General features: G+C 68.3%; 15 protein-coding genes. 10 read left to right on the plus strand and 5 right to left on the minus strand.

What is annotated here, in order from left to right; all coding sequences use genetic code 11:
* The first annotated feature begins 6 nt into the window (after positions 1-6).
* Together LXE91_RS21615 and LXE91_RS21620 are read left to right on the plus strand one after the other, a co-directional pair.
* A complete protein-coding gene (locus LXE91_RS21615) occupies positions 7-894 on the plus strand; it encodes a metal-dependent hydrolase (RefSeq protein WP_039366482.1) in 888 nt (295 codons plus the stop codon).
* Complete coding sequence (locus LXE91_RS21620; protein ID WP_039366479.1) at positions 891-1790, plus strand: hypothetical protein; 900 nt, start codon at positions 891-893, stop codon at positions 1788-1790. Before LXE91_RS21615 ends, LXE91_RS21620 begins: the two co-directional genes overlap by 4 nt.
* On the opposite strand, the gene LXE91_RS21625 is transcribed toward LXE91_RS21620, so the two are convergent.
* Together LXE91_RS21625 and LXE91_RS21630 are read right to left on the minus strand one after the other, a co-directional pair.
* Entirely contained in the window at positions 1778-2893 is a 1116-nt protein-coding gene (locus tag LXE91_RS21625; protein WP_039366476.1) for a hypothetical protein, read from the minus strand. The genes LXE91_RS21620 and LXE91_RS21625 overlap by 13 nt on opposite strands.
* A 9-nt stretch (positions 2894-2902) precedes the next feature.
* Complete coding sequence (locus LXE91_RS21630; RefSeq protein WP_039366473.1) at positions 2903-3613, minus strand: hypothetical protein; 711 nt, start codon at positions 3611-3613, stop codon at positions 2903-2905.
* Between the two features lie 61 nt (positions 3614-3674).
* Between LXE91_RS21630 and LXE91_RS21635 the strand changes: the two genes are divergently transcribed.
* Entirely contained in the window at positions 3675-5135 is a 1461-nt protein-coding gene (locus LXE91_RS21635) for a fatty acid desaturase family protein (protein ID WP_046196567.1), read from the plus strand.
* Positions 5136-5181: 46 nt separating this feature from the next.
* On the opposite strand, the gene LXE91_RS21640 is transcribed toward LXE91_RS21635, so the two are convergent.
* The 3 genes from LXE91_RS21640 to LXE91_RS21650 form a co-directional block, all read right to left on the minus strand.
* On the minus strand, positions 5182-5913 hold the full coding sequence (locus LXE91_RS21640) for a ribonuclease T2 (protein WP_039366470.1): 732 nt from the start codon (positions 5911-5913) through the stop codon (positions 5182-5184).
* A gap of 195 nt (positions 5914-6108) precedes the next feature.
* Positions 6109-6687, minus strand: coding sequence for a hypothetical protein (locus LXE91_RS21645; protein ID WP_039366467.1), 579 nt, complete (start codon positions 6685-6687; stop codon positions 6109-6111).
* Between the two features lie 95 nt (positions 6688-6782).
* Positions 6783-8186 (minus strand): HdeD family acid-resistance protein, encoded by a 1404-nt coding sequence (locus LXE91_RS21650; RefSeq protein WP_039366464.1) that lies wholly within the window; start codon positions 8184-8186, stop codon positions 6783-6785.
* Positions 8187-8529: 343 nt separating this feature from the next.
* On the opposite strand from LXE91_RS21650, the gene LXE91_RS21655 reads away from it, so the two are divergent.
* The 7 genes from LXE91_RS21655 to LXE91_RS21685 all read left to right on the plus strand — a co-directional run bounded on the left by LXE91_RS21655 (position 8530) and on the right by LXE91_RS21685 (position 15108).
* Positions 8530-9168: a hypothetical protein gene (locus tag LXE91_RS21655; protein ID WP_039366460.1), complete on the plus strand. Its 639-nt coding sequence runs from the start codon at positions 8530-8532 to the stop codon at positions 9166-9168.
* Positions 9169-9202: 34 nt separating this feature from the next.
* Entirely contained in the window at positions 9203-9769 is a 567-nt protein-coding gene (locus LXE91_RS21660; protein WP_039366458.1) for a helix-turn-helix domain-containing protein, read from the plus strand.
* 117 nt (positions 9770-9886) lie between these two features.
* The gene (locus LXE91_RS21665; RefSeq protein WP_039366455.1) at positions 9887-10096 is read left to right on the plus strand and encodes a hypothetical protein; all 210 of its coding nucleotides are present in this window, start codon (positions 9887-9889) and stop codon (positions 10094-10096) included.
* A gap of 96 nt (positions 10097-10192) precedes the next feature.
* Entirely contained in the window at positions 10193-10774 is a 582-nt protein-coding gene (locus tag LXE91_RS21670; protein ID WP_039366451.1) for an HD domain-containing protein, read from the plus strand.
* Positions 10775-10829: 55 nt separating this feature from the next.
* Complete coding sequence (locus LXE91_RS21675) at positions 10830-11558, plus strand: class I SAM-dependent methyltransferase (protein WP_039366577.1); 729 nt, start codon at positions 10830-10832, stop codon at positions 11556-11558.
* Positions 11559-11854: 296 nt separating this feature from the next.
* Complete coding sequence (macA, locus tag LXE91_RS21680) at positions 11855-13036, plus strand: macrolide transporter subunit MacA (RefSeq protein ID WP_039366448.1); 1182 nt, start codon at positions 11855-11857, stop codon at positions 13034-13036.
* A 2-nt stretch (positions 13037-13038) separates the two neighbouring features.
* Positions 13039-15108, plus strand: a complete 2070-nt coding sequence (locus LXE91_RS21685; RefSeq protein WP_039366445.1) for a MacB family efflux pump subunit — start codon at positions 13039-13041, stop codon at positions 15106-15108.
* Positions 15109-15116 lie beyond the last annotated feature (8 nt).

Genomic DNA, 15116 nt, shown 5'->3' on the forward strand with positions numbered 1-15116 from the left:
ACTAGCATGCGGCCGTTTCGCCGCCCGAGCGCCGACAGCCCCGCGTCGCGCATGCCGACCCGCGACGTGCGCTTCGCGATCGACGAGCGCATTCCGCGCTTCTGGTATCGCGGCACGTGCCATGTCACGCGCTTCTTCGACGCGTTTTCCGTGATGTTCCCGCTCGGCGAGCGCTTCTTCATCGACAGCGTGCGGCCGTTTCGCGACCAGGTTGGCGGCGATGCATCGCTCACGGCCGAAGTCGATGCGTTCGTGCGGCAGGAAGCGTCGCATATCCGCGTGCACCGGCTCTACAACGCGCGCCTCGCGTCGCAGCAGGTGCCGGTCGACGCGCTCGAAGCGCTGCTCGAAAAGCGCCAGCGCAATGCCGCGCGGCAGGTATCGCCGGTCACGCGGCTTGCGCTGACCGCGTGCCTCGAGCACTACACGACGATCCTCGCGCACCGCCTGCTGAGCGACCCAGCGGTCCTCGACGGCGCCGATCCGACGATGGCGGCCGTGTGGCGCTGGCATGCGATCGAGGAAACCGAGCACAAGACGGTCGCGTTCGACGTGTTCGCGGCGGCCATGCCGAATGCGGTGCGGCGCTATGTCGTGCGCTGCGCGGCCATGCTCGGGATCTCCGTCTACTTCGTGATCGACCTGATCTATTTCGTGCACCGCCTCGTCGCCGTCGACGGGCAGACCTGGAACGTGCGCGGCTGGCTGCAACTGCTGCGCTGGCTGTTCGTCGCGCCGGGCATCTTCACGCGCGTGATGCCGATGTGGCTGTTCTGGTTCTCGCCGCGCTTCCATCCCGATCGCCTCGACAGCGATGCGGCATTGCGCGCGGCACGCGCCGCGCTCGAACCGTATCTGGCCACTGCCGAACCCGAACCGGAGTCGCACGCATGACGCACGCGCCGTGGACGCCCGACGGGTTCGACGACTGGCGGCGCCACTATCCGGCGACGCCGTTCGCGCGTGCCGCGGCGAACCTCGACCGGACCGACGCGTTCATCGAAGGCTGGACGCGGCGCACTGCCCGCCTGCCGCTGACGACGACGCTCGTGCTCGTCGCCGGGCTGTATTCGGAATGGCTGCCCGGCTGCAATCGCGGCGCGCGCCAGACGCTCGGCGCGGCAGGCTATCGCGTGCTGACGGTGCCGGTGCGTTCCGCGCGCGGCGTGTTCGATCAGGGCGCACATATCGGCGCGTTCCTGCGCAAGCATCTGCCGGCCGGCGGCGACTTCGTCGCACTCGCGCACAGCAAGGGCGGCATCGACACGCTCGCCGCGCTCGTCGGCGACCCGACGCTGGCGGTGCGTTGCGCGGGCCTCGCGCTGATGCAGCCGCCGTGCGGCCCGTCCGCGATCGTCGATACGATCTTCCGCCACGGCATGCCGCCGCACGTGGCCGCACCCTGGCCCGACCGCCTCGCACGCCGCATGCTGCGCACGCGCTGGGCCGATGCCGGCACGCGCGACATCAGCAGCCGGCGCGATCCACGGGTCAGCGACATGCTTGCCGCACTGCCACGCGACCTGCATCTCGTGCACGGCGTGAGCTGGTCCGTCGAGGCATCCACGCGCTTCGATTCGCACCACGGGAGGCTGAACGGGCATCGTCCCGGCTGCGCGCACGACGGACAGTTCTATCTCGAGCACCAGGTGATGGCCGGCATCCCGCAGATCTGCCTGCCACGGCTCGACCACGGCCAGCCCGTGCTCGGCGGGCTCGGCTTCGACGCCGGCCGCTTCTGGCTCGCGCTCGCCGACCTGCTGCACGTCACGCGCGCTCAGACCAGGTAGATCTCGAAGCCCGGCACGCGCCCGGCCAGCTGGCTGCCGATCGGTGCGCCCGGCTCACCGGTCGACAGCGTGTAGAGATCCATCGGCGTACGCGCCGTGTAGTAGCGCGCGAGCGCCGGCCCCAGCGGATCGCCGTCGTACAGGCACAACTGCATCAGCGCATGACTGTCGCGCACGCGCAGCCACGCGGCATCGAGCAGCGCCGCGAACACGGACGGATCGCGGTCGCGCACCTGCAGGTGCGTCAGGTAGACGTCGCGCAACGGCTCGCCGGGCGCCGCGATACGCGGACGGCGCAATGCGGGCGCGAGCGCGTTGAAGGCGACACGGACCGCCTGCAGCGGCAACGGCAATCGTTCGAGCACGATCCGCTTGATATCGCCGGCGTCCCACGGCGCGACGCAGCCGAGCAGGTTGTCGTGCGCGTCGAGCGCCAGCAGGAACGCGCCGATGCCGAACGACGGCCACGTGTCGAGCCGCCGCGTGAATTCGTCCGCGGAGAACACGCCGCCAAACGGCTGGCGGCGCGATTCGGCATCGAGAAACGCGCGCAACGCGTCTGCGTGACGCGGCTGCGCTTCGACGATCCGCACGCCCGGCACGCAACGCGGCACCGACGACAGCCCGCGCTGCGCGTAGATCGACACGTTCTCGTAGCCGTGCCAGTGCGTGAAACGCAGCCTGTTCTCGCGCCGCGATCGTGCCAGCGACTGCACCGCGAGCCGGTTGTCGCGGATCATGCAGCAATACGCATGCTGCACGCCGGTGTCGGCACGCAGCATCGCGAAACGTGCGCGCACCGAGTCGGTCCACTCGCGCGACAGACGCCGGTCAGGCATCAGCCGCAGATCGCCGAGATAGGCGACCGGCTGCGCGCGTTCGCCGAGATAGCCGTCGCGCACGACGAGGCTCGCGAGCCCCTTCAGCGCCGCGCGCTCGTCCTCCGCGAGCCAGACCTCATGATGCGGCGCGTGGCAGCGATGCAGCGCGAAGTAGTCGGGCGCACGATCGAAGCGCAGCGGCAGGCTGCCCTGCATCGCATGGCGGGACTGGAAATCGAGAATGCGCGCGTTGTCGGCCGGTTGCGCGAGACGGATCCGCATGTGCCCCGCTCACACACCGTCGAACAGCCGGCGCGCGAGCGGCCGCAGGTTCGACGCCGACAGTTCGCACAGGCACACGAGTTCGTCGCCCTGTGCGTAGCCGGGATTGCGCGCGAGGAAGTAGTCGACGTCGGCCAGCCGCCGGTGCGCGGCCGGTACCTCCGCAAGCGCGGGCGTGAGCCGGCCCTGCGGGGTGTCGAACGACAGCAGGCCGGTGGCGGAGTCGTACGCGTGCCCGTAGCGGCTCGCGGCCAGGTAATCCATCAGGTCCTGCGTGGCCGGTGCGGTCAGGTTGTCGGCACGCGGCGCATAGTCGCGCGCGAACGCGCGCAGGTAGCGATAGGTGCGATGCCCCTTGCAGATCAGAAACCAGTACAGCGGCACGGCGGGCGCCTGCCGCCACACGTCGCCCGCGTGGCGGATCCACGCAAACGCGAGATGCTGCGTGCCCCAATGCGCGGGATCGATGATCGTATCGCCGGAAAAGATCACGCGGATCGACGCGTCGCGCCAGCGTGTCTCGTACTGCTTGAGCGTCGAGAAGCCCTGGATCGCGCCGCCGCCGTCACGCAGCAGGATGCAGTGCGTCTTGTCGCCGAGATCGCGGTCGAACTGCGCGCGGACCGTGTCGCAATAGGACGCCGCATACAACGAGAACATCCGGTCGATGTCGTCCGGGCCCAGGGCCGCACGTTCGACGGCGGTGGCACGCAACTCCATCGGCTACTCCTGCAAGACTGAACAGCTTGCTATGATAGCCCGTTACCCGCCCGCTCCCGCCATGTCCAACGCCGTTTCCCGCCAGGATGCGAACAACGCGCCGATCGCCCGGCCATGGTTGCTGCTCGCCACCTATCTCGTCGTGACGGGTGTGTTCTACACGTTCGTCACGCACCTGCCGCTCGCGCCGGTCACGGTCATTCCGGCGGGCGCACTCGATCGCGCGATTCCGCTGCTGCCCGGCACCGTGCCGCTTTATCTCAGCTACCTGTTCGCGATGCCCACGCTCGTCTGGCTCGGGCGCGGCCGCGCCTGGCTGCTGCCGGCGTTCTTCGCCGGCGCGCTCGCGGCCGGCGTTTGCCTCGTGTGTCATCTGCTGCATCCGACCGCCGTCGTGTGGCCGACCGCTCATGACGACTGGATCGCGTGGCTTCAGCGGATCGATACGCCGCTTGCCGCATCGCCGAGCGGCCACGTCGCGCTTCCGGTTGCAATCGCGATCGTACTGCTGGCGCTGCGGCAACGGTCGGCCGTGCTGTTCGCCGCGTGGAGCGCGCTGCTGATGGTCACGACACTGACCACCGGCCAGCATCGTGCCGCCGATGTCGCATGGGGCGGTGCGATCGGCATCGCGGCCGGCGCGTTTACGCTCACGCTGCTGCGCGCCCAAGTCGACCTGCGCACGGTGGCGGCCGCGCTGCTCGAATGGGCGTGCATCGTCGTGGCGATCAGCGTGGCCATCGCGCTCGGCGGGTGGTACCTGTATGCGCCAGCGGTGCTCGTCGTCGCAACGCGGCAGCATGCGCTGTTCATCCTGTATCACGACGCGACCCACTATCACCTCACGCGCCGTCGCGGTTTCAACGACTTCCTGATCAACGTCGCGATCGGCGTGCCGGGGCTCGTGCCCGTCGAGTTCTACCGGCCGCTGCATCTCGCGCATCACCGGCATCTCGGCACCGCGCAGGACCCGGAGCGCCAGTTCCTCTATCACGACCAGCCGTGGCGGTTCCGGCCGCTCGATGCGTGGCCGCTCGCGCGGCAATTCCTTGGCGACCTGTTCGTGCTGAACATGGTGCGCAACATGGCGGCGTTCCGGCGTGCGGGCGGACAGGCCACGCACCTCGGCCTGCCGTTCCAGGCAGCCGCGGCCGTGTGGGTAATCATCGTCGCACTGCTCGTATGGGCCTGTTCCGCACGAACGATCCTGCTGGTCGCGGCGCTATGGTTCGTGCCGCTGCTCACGCTGTCGGTACTGTTGCAGAAGATCCGCAGCATGGCCGAGCACAGCGGTGGCCCGCATGCGACGCCCGGCTGGGCCGATTGGTCGTATTCATGGCGCACGGGCTGGATCGGCCGCGTGCTCGTGTGGCCGTATCACATCAACCTTCACCTGCAGCATCACCGGAATCCGGCGGTGCCGTGGCATGCGCTGCCCGACGCGATCGATGAACACGAGCCGCAGCTCGACGCACCGGAGCTGGCCCGGCTGCTGTGGTCGGGCATCCCGCCGAAACCGTGACCGGCGACGGCATGCGTGATACCGCACGCCGTCGCCCCCTTCCCCGTTACTTCGCGATAAACACGCCCGACGTCGGGCACGTGCCCTGCGTATTGCCGTCCGTCACGAGCGATGCGGCGCTCGGGAACTGCGTGGTCGCATTGGTCTTCACCGCGATCCACGCTTCGGTGAAGTAGCTGACGCCATTCGTCTTCGTGCACTTCAGCGACACCGCGCTGCGCGTATTGCTGCCGAATGCGCCTTCGAACGCCGACAGCAACTGGTTGCGCGTGACCGTCTTGCCCGCGTTCGCCTGCAGGAACGCGTTGAACGACGTGTTGCCGAGCCGGCTGATCATGCCGGAAGCCTGGTTCCAGTACGCATCGGGCGATGCCGAATTCGAGCAGGTGCCGTGCTTGAACCACTCGTGCTTGTCGAGGCACGACGCGACGCCCGGCATGTACGTCGACAGCGTGTTACGGGTCGCGCTGCTGATCGGGTACGCGTCCATGCTGCACCACTGGTGCGCGTTGTCGAGGTCGATGTCGTTCTGCGGCACGCCGCAGTAGAACGGCTGGTTGCCGTCGTAGTTGTTCGGCCACAGGCCATGCAGCGACAGGCTCGTCGCTGCGTAAGTGCCGGCGAGGTTCGTGCATTCGGGCGTGTCGTGCGACGCGCAGAAGCCGGGCTCCCACGACGCGGCGAGCAACAGGTAGTCGTAGCTGGTCTGCGCGGTGGCGTGCAGTGAAGCGGAAGCGACGGCGAGTGCGGCAGCGGCGCGGGCGAGCGTCTTGAGCATGGCGTTTCCTCGGTAAAGGCTTGCGGTCGCAGGATGCGCCGCAAGGTTGTCGAATGTCTGTCCGCGATTGTTGCCGACGCAACGTGGCACGAATGTGAAGGTGGACGAAAGATATCCGGAGACACGAGCACAAGTGCAGGCATGCGCCGCTTCACATGTCTGAAGCGCGCCGCCGACGCGGCGGCACACCGTCGCTCACGACCCGGCACCCAGTTGCGTGCACGCGCGTGTGATCGATTCGGGGCCTTCAAGCGCGAGGATCTGCCACACGCCGATGCTGACGCGCTGGCGCGCCGCCGTCGACGCATCGGCCAGCAACGCCTCGACGCGCGGTGCGGCAGCCGGCGCCTGCTGCTTCAGCGCCGCGTGATGCCGCGCGCGCGACGCCGGTTCGGATTCGTACACGTCGCACAGACGCACCATGCCGGCAAGACCGGCGAGGTCGTCGTCCTTGTCGATCGCGCCCGGCTCGACCGGCGCGAGCCCCTTGCGCTCCGCCGCCGGCAGCTTGTTGCGCGCACCTTCGTCGATCGACGTGGCGGATGCCGGCGGCAGGCCGCCGATCGCCGCGACGATCCGGCTGCCCGCGGCGATCATGTCGCCCTGGCACTCGATTTTCTCGGCGGCCGCGACGTTCGAGCAGAACGACACCGACGTGCGGTACACGTCGTTGCTCATGCGCGGCACCTCGTCCGCGCTCGCCTGCACGAAGCCGGCGCTCGTCAGCGCCAGGGCGGCGGGAATCAGGATGCGGAAAGCTCTCGTCTTGTTCATTGTTGTTGGCGTAGGGAGTTCTCGGGGCGAGCAACATCGCGCAGCCGCGCGGCGGCGGCCGCAGTGACGCCGGGCCCGCGTCCGGCGGCACGCGATCACTTCATCGACGCTGCCTCCGCTCCGCCGGGCGACAGCGCCGCGTTGTCCTGCTCGCGCCACGTGCGACGCGACGTCATGATCGCCTTCACGGCCGAGCGCGCGACCTTCCACCACGCGAACGGCCGCGGATCGGCGAGCATGCTGAGCGCGCGTGCATAGTCGAGCGTGAGCCCGGGCGTCCATGCCATCGTCACCGCACGCTTGCGGATCTGCGCGGCAACCCACAGCTCGGGCGTGAGCAGCAGCCGCACGAAAGCGCCCCACCCGGCCCGCGCGCCCTTCAGCCGCCACACCGCGCCGTCGAGCGCGGCTTCGAGCGCGTTCGACACCGTGCTCGAGCAATTGCGGTGCGTGAGGTTGTACGTCACGTTCTGCCGGTACGACGTCCAGAACGCATCCAGCTTCGACGGATCGTAGTTGCGGATCCGCACGCGCACGGTCGACGGGCACCACGCCTTCGACTCGGTCGCGTAGTCGGGCTGGAACAGGCCCGGCACGTCGTTTTCGCGGGTCGCGCGCAGGATGCGCGTGAATTCGTCCGGAGAACGATCGATTTCGACGCCCGGATAGAGGCTGATATAGATGCCCTCGGGCGACTCCAGCGCCGCGTGCCCGGTCGAGATCACGCCATTGACGTCCACGGCCGCGATATAGCGGTCGATCACCGGATAGCGCTGCGCTTCGGCTTTCGACGTGCCGGTGGGCGTCCACACGTGCACGGTGAGCGCATGCTCGCCGTCGGCCGGCGGGCCGTCCCACTCGGATTGCGCGAACTGCGGGAGGTCGCGCGCATCGTCGAGATCCGGCGCGAGCGCCGGCGCCGGCGACGACGCGAACGCCGGATTGCGCGTCAGCCGCCGCACGCGCGCAGCGAGGCTCAGCATGTGCATCCCGCCGAACATCAGCAGCAGCCCGAGGCAGTACGGCACGGTGCCCACATAGTGCGTCGGGTACGGCTGATAGAAGAAGACGGCCAGCAGGATCTCGACGACGCCCCACGCGAAGGCGACGTTCCAGCGGCGATAGCGCACCATCCACGCGGCGGTGCACTGCAGCAACCCGTCGACGAGGAACAGCGTGCCGAAGATCATCGACAGCAGGAAATGGCCGTGGTGATGACCCGCGAACACGAGCCCGGCGGCGACCACGACCACGATCCCCTTCACGTAGCGCAGGGTGCGCTGCCCGCCGACGCCGCTGCCGGCCACCGCGAGCGTCGCGAGCCCTTCGATCAGGAACAGCCACGCAAAGATCTGGATCGGGAAGTGCAGCGCGCCGTCGAGCGCGTCGACGAAGATCACGACGCCCGCGACGACCCACACCCAGCCGAGCACGGTCAGCCCGCGCCAGCGGGTACGCAAGTATTCGATGCCCAGCAGCAGCAAGACCAGTCGTACCATCGCGCCCTCTCGTCATTTTTTCGGGATACGCGCTGGTCACGCGTTTCCTGTCGTTTCGACCGCGCATCGTGCGACGCGTCAGCCGAAAGGCGGTAATTCATACCGGCGCGTCATGCCTCGACATGACCGTTGGCGGCCGATATACCTCCGCACTGGCCGAATAATAAGATATGGCGGAGACGGTTGAAAGCGGCGACGGAAACGTTGTCGGCATGGCGCTGGCAGGGGCCGCCGACCGCTGCCAAGGCAGATTTCCCGTTCGACAATCTGCGTCGGATACGCGAGAATCCGGCTTCCGAGGGCGAAAGCCACTGAACCGAACCGCACAGACGGGACAACAACAATGAACGTATCGATCACGCGCCGGCGCCTGCTGGCCGCCGGCGTGGCCGCCAGCAGCCTCGCGCTGTCGGGCTGCTTCACGCCGAAGCTGTACAAGGACGACGGATACAGCGAACAAGTGTCCGGATTCATGATGACCGAGGACGGCAAGAAACTCGTCGTCCTGGGCACGGACTACCATTACATCTTCGATCTGCCGGCGCAGTTGCGGCCGGTACTGATGTCCGGTTACCGGAAGTCGCTGCGCACGACGTTCGCCGCCTTTCATGCGAGCGGCGGCAGCATCACGGGCCAATACCGGATCGTGCTGCCGAAGGACGCGTCGGACGACGATCGACAGGCGGCCGCCGCCGACGGCTTCACCGCCGCGCAGGCCGGCCTCGTGCTCGAAGGCGACATCAGCGGCAAGCGCTATTCGACGGAAGGATTCGCCGAAAAGTACAAGACGAGCACGCAGCCGTTCAACCGGCCGTACTCGGTCTACATCAGGCAATCGCCTTCCGCGCTCGGCATGGGGCTGCGGATTCTCGCCACGCCGGTCACGGTTGCCGCCGACGGCGTGCTCGTACTGGGCGGCATCGTGCTCTTGCCGTTCGCGGCAATTGCGATCCAGGCGAACGGCGGCCTCCGGATCATGTAAAGGCGTGCGGTACGAGCGCAACTGGAGCACCACCATGACCGCCTCACCGCTTCACGTCCCGCCGCTCGGCCCGCAACTCAAGCGCTGGCGCGCGCTGCACCGCGTCAAGCAAAGCCACGCGGCCGAGCTGTTCGGCGTCGCGCAATCGACGATCTCGCGCTGGGAAGCCGGCCGCCAGCAGATGTCGCCCGACGAGCGCGCGACCGCCGAGCGGTTGCTCGCCGCGCGCCTCGATTCAGCCGGCGATCACGCGCTCGCGCGGCTCGTCGCGGGCAGCGCGGGCCGCATGCACCTCGTGTGCGACCTCACGCACCGCCTGCTCGCTTCTTCGCCGGCGCGCGCGGCCGAATTCTCGCAACCGCTGTCGATGCTGCTCGACACGTCGCTGTGGCGCTACGCGACGCCGGAGATCGTTCGCATGGAAACCGCGCTCGACTCGCTCGGCTGGCACGATCACGCCGGGCCACCGAGCGTCGAATTCGACACCGGTGCGAATGCGTCGCGCGTCGTGCCGATCCGCGGCAGCATGTGCCGGTGGACGCGAATGACGCTGTCGGACGGCTCGGCCGTGCGGCTCGTGGAGACGCTCCAGGATGCATAAGCGCTGGATCGCGACGAAGAACCGCATGCAGGCAACGGCGCGGCGACCTTCGACGCATCCGGCATGCCACGCCAACAAAAGCAACGTGAATGGCAGCACGCCAAGGGGACATGCCACATGTCGACGCTTGTCATGCGAGAACTCGTGATCGTCGCGTTCATTCTCTATACGGGCGCGGCCGTGCTGGTCGCGCTTCGCTCGGGTGTGGCCAACGCCGGCGGACGGCGCGTGGCGCGCCGCAGCAGCCCCTGGCTGTTCACCCTGATCGTCGGTGTTCAAACGGGCTTCTTCGCGCTGTTCTGCTGGGCCGGACTTTTCGTGAAGTAGCGGCGCGGTCAAGCGCCACCGCCACGCATATTTCATGCGTGGACGACCCGCGCCCATCCGCATTACGCTAGGCAGTTCATCGCAAGGACGCCGACCATGACCCCCGATACGATCCACGCGCGGCTCGCTTTCCTGCGCGAAGCCGAACGCCTGAAGGATGTGCTGCGCAGCGGCCATACGTCGTCCGGGCGCGCGGAAAGCACGGCCGAGCACAGCTGGCGGCTGTGCCTGATGGCGCTCGTGTTCGCCGACGCGCTGCCCGGCATCGACACGCTGAAGCTGCTGAAGCTGTGCGTCGTCCACGATCTCGGCGAGGCGCTGCACGGCGACATTCCCGCGATCGATCAGGCCACGCACCCCGACAAAAGCGCGCAAGAACGCGACGACCTGCTGACGCTGACCGCACCGCTCGACCCCGCGCAACGCGACGAAATCGTCGCGCTGTGGGATGAATACGAGGCGGCGGCTACGCCGGAAGCGCGCGCGGCGAAGGCGCTCGACAAGCTCGAGACGATCCTGCAGCACAACCAGGGCAGCAACCCGCCCGATTTCGACTACGCGTTCAATCTCGGCTACGGCCGCCGCTACACCGACGCCGCGCCGCTGTTCACCGCGATCCGCGACATCGTCGATGCCGACACGCAGCGCCGGATCGACGCGCGCGGGCAGCGCGCGTAAGCTCGCGGGATCGGGCACGCGGCACCGCGCGCGCAGCCCGCACGAGGCCCAACGCATGACGCAGAATATCTACGACGACCCGGCCTTCTTCGAAGGCTACAGCCGCCTGAATCGCTCGATTCACGGCCTCGACGGCGCCCCCGAATGGCCCGCGCTGCGCGCGCTGCTGCCCGAGCTGCGCGGCCGCAACGTGCTCGACCTCGGCTGCGGCTACGGCTGGTTCAGCCGCTGGGCGGCCGGTCAGGGCGCGGCAAGCGTGCTCGGCATCGATGTCTCTGCGCGCATGCTCGAACGCGCGGCCTCGACCGCCGCGCACCCGGCGATCGCGTACCGCCGCGCCGATCTCGAAACGCTCACGCTGCCGGATGCCGCGTTCGATCTCGCGTACAGTTCGCTCGCCTTCCACTACGTCGCGCAACTCGACACGCTGCTGCGAACGATCCATCGCGCGCTCGTGCCGGGCGGGCGGCTCGTGTTCTCGATCGAGCATCCCGTTTATACGGCGCCGCGCCGGCCCGGCTTCGTCGTCGATGCGCAGGGCAACCGCTCCTGGCCGCTCGACGGCTACCAGCGCGAAGGCGAGCGCGTGACCGACTGGCTCGCGCCGGGCGTCGTCAAGCAGCACCGTACGCTCGGCACGCTCGTGAACCTGCTGATCGGCAGCGGCTTCACGCTCACGCACCTGAACGAATGGGCGCCGACGCAGGCGCAGGTCGATGCGCTGCCCGCGCTCGACGAAGAACGCGACCGGCCGATGATGGCGCTCGTCGCCGCGCAGCGCTAACGCACGTCAGCGCACGCCGCGACACCCGCACGAACCTTCGCCTGCCGTTGTCACGGTCCGCAACAATGACGCCGCACGGCCTCCGTTGCCGTGCGGCGTTCGCACAATTCAGCACAATTTCCACACGGTTTGGCGTGAAGTCCTCGCTTACCATGAGCGGCTGATTCGACTCGGCACGCCCGCGCGATGCGTACGCGGATGCCGTCGCGGGCACCCTGCCCGACATGCGACGCCGACCGGATCGTCCCGCCCGGCCGCACGCATCGCCGGCACCGCCTGATCCTCGCCGCACGCTCATGACTCAGAAGACCCATCGCCGCCGGCGCATCGTGCTGGCTACCCTTGCCATCGTGGCGATCGCCGCCGGCGTCACGCTGAAGGCGTGCGCGCCCGACAAGCATCCGCAATACCTGTCCGCGCCCGTCTCGCGCGGCGATCTCGAAAACGCGGTGCTGGCAACCGGCGCGCTTCAGGCATTCAAGCAGGTCGACGTCGGCGCGCAGGTGTCCGGGCAGCTGAAATCGTTGAAGGTCAGGCTCGGCGACAAGGTCACGAAGGGCCAGTGGCTCGCCGAGATCGATCCCGTGATTTCGGAAAACGCACTGCGCCAGGCGCGCGCCAGCGAAGAAAGCCTGCGCGCGCAGCAGCAATCGACCGCCGCGCAACTCACGCAGGCCGAGCTCGCATTCAAGCGCCAGCAGGCGATGCTGCCCGACGATGCGACCTCGCGCGAATCGTTCGAGGCCGCGCGTGCGACGCTCGACGTGCAGCGCGCGACCCTCGCGTCGCTCGCCGCGCAGATCCGCTCGGCCCGCATCCAGATCGAAACCGCGCAGGCCAACCTCGGCTACACGCGCATCGTCGCGCCGATCGACGGCGAGGTCGTCGCGGTCGTCACGCAGGAAGGCCAGACCGTGATCGCGCAACAGCAGGCGCCGGTGATCCTGAAGCTCGCCGATCTCGACACGATGACCGTGAAGGCGCAGGTGTCGGAAGCCGACGTGATCCGCGTGCGCGCCGGCCAGCCCGCGTATTTCACGATCCTCGGCGAACCGGACAAGCGTCACTACGGCAAGCTGCGCGCGATCGAGCCGGCGCCGCAGAACTATGCCGAAGCGCAGAGCCCGCTCGGCGGCGGCTCGAAGCCGAACTCGGCCGTGTTCTACAACGCGCTGTTCGAAGTCCCGAATCCCGAGCATCGGCTGCGCATTTCGATGACCGCGCAAGTCAGCATCGTGCTCAGCAACGCACGCAACGCGCTCAGCATTCCGGCCGCCGCGCTCGGCGAAAAACGCAAGGACGGCACCTACGCGGTGCGCGTGCTGCGCGCCGACGGCAGCACGGAAACGCGCAACGTCCGCATCGGCATCAACAACAACGTGCGCGTCGAAGTGCTGGCCGGCCTGAAGGACGGCGAACGCGTCGTGATCGGCGACGCAGCCGGTGACGACCACGCGCCGCTCGCGGACGTGGTGTGACGATGAGCCAGCCCCTGCTGAAACTCGCTGCCGTTACGCGACGCTTTCCGGCCGGCGACAAGGATGTCGTTGTCCTGAGCAACGTCAACCTGTCGATCCACGCGGGCGAGATCGTCGCGATCGTCGGCGCGTCGGGCTCCGGCAAGTCGACGCTGATGAACATCCTCGGCTGCCTCGACCACCCGAGCGAAGGCACCTACACGGTCGGCGGCCGCGACACGCACATGCTCGACAGCGACGAGCTCGCGCAACTGCGCCGCGAACATTTCGGCTTCGTGTTCCAGCGCTATCACCTGCTGCCGCACGTCGACGCGGTCGCGAACCTCGAAATGCCCGCGATCTACGCCGGCACGCCGCGCGCCGAGCGGCACGCACGCGCACGCGAACTGCTCGCGCGCCTCGGGCTCGCGGATCGGGCGCACCATCGCCCCGGGCAGCTTTCCGGCGGCCAGCAGCAGCGTGTGAGCATCGCGCGTGCGCTGATGAACGGCGGCCAGGTGATCCTCGCCGACGAACCGACGGGCGCGCTCGACACGAAAAGCGGCCAGGACGTGATCCGCATCCTGCACGAGCTGAACGCGCTCGGCCATACGATCGTCATCGTCACGCACGACCAGGCCGTCGCGCGCCATGCGAAGCGCATCATCGAGATCAGCGACGGCGAGATCGTTGCCGACCGGCCGAATCGGCACTATGCGGAAGCCCTCGCGGAAGTGAGCGTGGGCGCAGCAGAAGCGGCGGAGTCGATCGAAGCGGAAGCCGGCGCGCTACCCGCCGACGATCGCCACGACACGCCATCGCCGCCCGCACCGGTCGACACCGATGCGCATCCCGATACCGATACCGGCACCCGCACGCGACGCTTCGCGGCCGGCTCCGGCCGCTTCGCCGAGGCGTGCCGGATGGCGTGGATCGCGCTCGTGTCGCACCGGCTGCGCACGCTGCTGACGATGCTCGGCATCATCATCGGCATCACGTCGGTCGTGTCGATCGTCGCGATCGGCGAAGGCGCGAAGCGCTACATGCTCGACGAGATCGGCAGCATCGGCACGAACACGATCAACCTCTATCCGGGCACCGACTGGGGCGACAGCCGCGCCGACGCGATCCAGACGCTCGTGCCCGCCGACGTCGCCGCGCTCGCCGAACAGCCGTACGTCGACAGCGCGACGCCCGAAACGTCGCGCACGCTGCTGCTGCGCTACCGCAACGTCGACGTGAACGCGCTCGTGAGCGGCGTCGGCGACCGCTTCTTCCAGGCCCGCGGGATGCGCTTCGCGCAGGGTGTCGCATTCGACGAGGACGCGGTGCGCCGCCAGGTGCAGGTGGCAGTGATCGACCAGAACACGCGCCGCAAGCTGTTCGGCGCGACGCGCAACCCGATCGGCGAAGTGATCCTGGTGGACAACGTGCCGTGCGTCGTGATCGGCGTGACCGCCGACAAGAAGAGCGCGTTCGGCAGCGTGAAGAGCCTGAACGTGTGGGTGCCGTACACCACCGCGAGCGGGCGCCTGTTCGGGCAGCGCCATCTCGACAGCATCACCGTGCGCGTGCGCGACGGGCAGCCGAGCGCCGCCGCCGAGAAAAGCCTCGAAAAGCTGATGACGCAGCGCCACGGCCGCAAGGACTTCTTCACGTACAACATGGACAGCGTGGTGAAGACCGTCGAGAAGACCGGCCAGTCGCTCACCTTGCTGCTGTCGCTGATCGCGGTGATCTCGCTCGTCGTCGGCGGGATCGGCGTGATGAACATCATGCTGGTGTCGGTCACCGAGCGCACCCGCGAAATCGGCATCCGGATGGCGGTCGGCGCGCGCCAGTCAGACATCCTGCAGCAGTTTCTCGTCGAGGCCGTGCTCGTCTGCCTGCTCGGCGGCACGATCGGCATCGCGCTGTCGTTCGGGCTCGGTGCGCTGTTCTCGATGTTCGTCGCGCAATGGAAGATGGTGTTCTCGGCCGGCGCGATCGTGACCGCGTTCGTCTGCTCGACGCTCACCGGTGTGATTTTCGGCTTCATGCCCGCGCGCAATGCATCGCGGCTCGATCCGATCGATGCGCTCGCGCGCGACTGACGCAAGGC

The organism is Burkholderia contaminans, from assembly GCF_029633825.1.
Classification (GTDB): domain Bacteria; phylum Pseudomonadota; class Gammaproteobacteria; order Burkholderiales; family Burkholderiaceae; genus Burkholderia; species Burkholderia contaminans.

Excerpts from the sequence above, each read along its gene's own strand:
- LXE91_RS21615 (WP_039366482.1), top strand. The coding sequence starts at position 7 with ATGCGGCCGTTTCGCCGCCCGAGCGCCGACAGCCCCGCGTCGCGCATG.
- LXE91_RS21620 (WP_039366479.1), top strand. The coding sequence starts at position 891 with ATGACGCACGCGCCGTGGACGCCCGACGGGTTCGACGACTGGCGGCGC.
- LXE91_RS21625 (WP_039366476.1), bottom strand. The coding sequence starts at position 2,893 with ATGCGGATCCGTCTCGCGCAACCGGCCGACAACGCGCGCATTCTCGAT.
- LXE91_RS21630 (WP_039366473.1), bottom strand. The coding sequence starts at position 3,613 with ATGGAGTTGCGTGCCACCGCCGTCGAACGTGCGGCCCTGGGCCCGGAC.
- LXE91_RS21635 (WP_046196567.1), top strand. The coding sequence starts at position 3,675 with ATGTCCAACGCCGTTTCCCGCCAGGATGCGAACAACGCGCCGATCGCC.
- LXE91_RS21640 (WP_039366470.1), bottom strand. The coding sequence starts at position 5,913 with ATGCTCAAGACGCTCGCCCGCGCCGCTGCCGCACTCGCCGTCGCTTCC.
- LXE91_RS21645 (WP_039366467.1), bottom strand. The coding sequence starts at position 6,687 with ATGAACAAGACGAGAGCTTTCCGCATCCTGATTCCCGCCGCCCTGGCG.
- LXE91_RS21650 (WP_039366464.1), bottom strand. The coding sequence starts at position 8,186 with ATGGTACGACTGGTCTTGCTGCTGCTGGGCATCGAATACTTGCGTACC.
- LXE91_RS21655 (WP_039366460.1), top strand. The coding sequence starts at position 8,530 with ATGAACGTATCGATCACGCGCCGGCGCCTGCTGGCCGCCGGCGTGGCC.
- LXE91_RS21660 (WP_039366458.1), top strand. The coding sequence starts at position 9,203 with ATGACCGCCTCACCGCTTCACGTCCCGCCGCTCGGCCCGCAACTCAAG.
- LXE91_RS21665 (WP_039366455.1), top strand. The coding sequence starts at position 9,887 with ATGTCGACGCTTGTCATGCGAGAACTCGTGATCGTCGCGTTCATTCTC.
- LXE91_RS21670 (WP_039366451.1), top strand. The coding sequence starts at position 10,193 with ATGACCCCCGATACGATCCACGCGCGGCTCGCTTTCCTGCGCGAAGCC.
- LXE91_RS21675 (WP_039366577.1), top strand. The coding sequence starts at position 10,830 with ATGACGCAGAATATCTACGACGACCCGGCCTTCTTCGAAGGCTACAGC.
- macA (WP_039366448.1), top strand. The coding sequence starts at position 11,855 with ATGACTCAGAAGACCCATCGCCGCCGGCGCATCGTGCTGGCTACCCTT.
- LXE91_RS21685 (WP_039366445.1), top strand. The coding sequence starts at position 13,039 with ATGAGCCAGCCCCTGCTGAAACTCGCTGCCGTTACGCGACGCTTTCCG.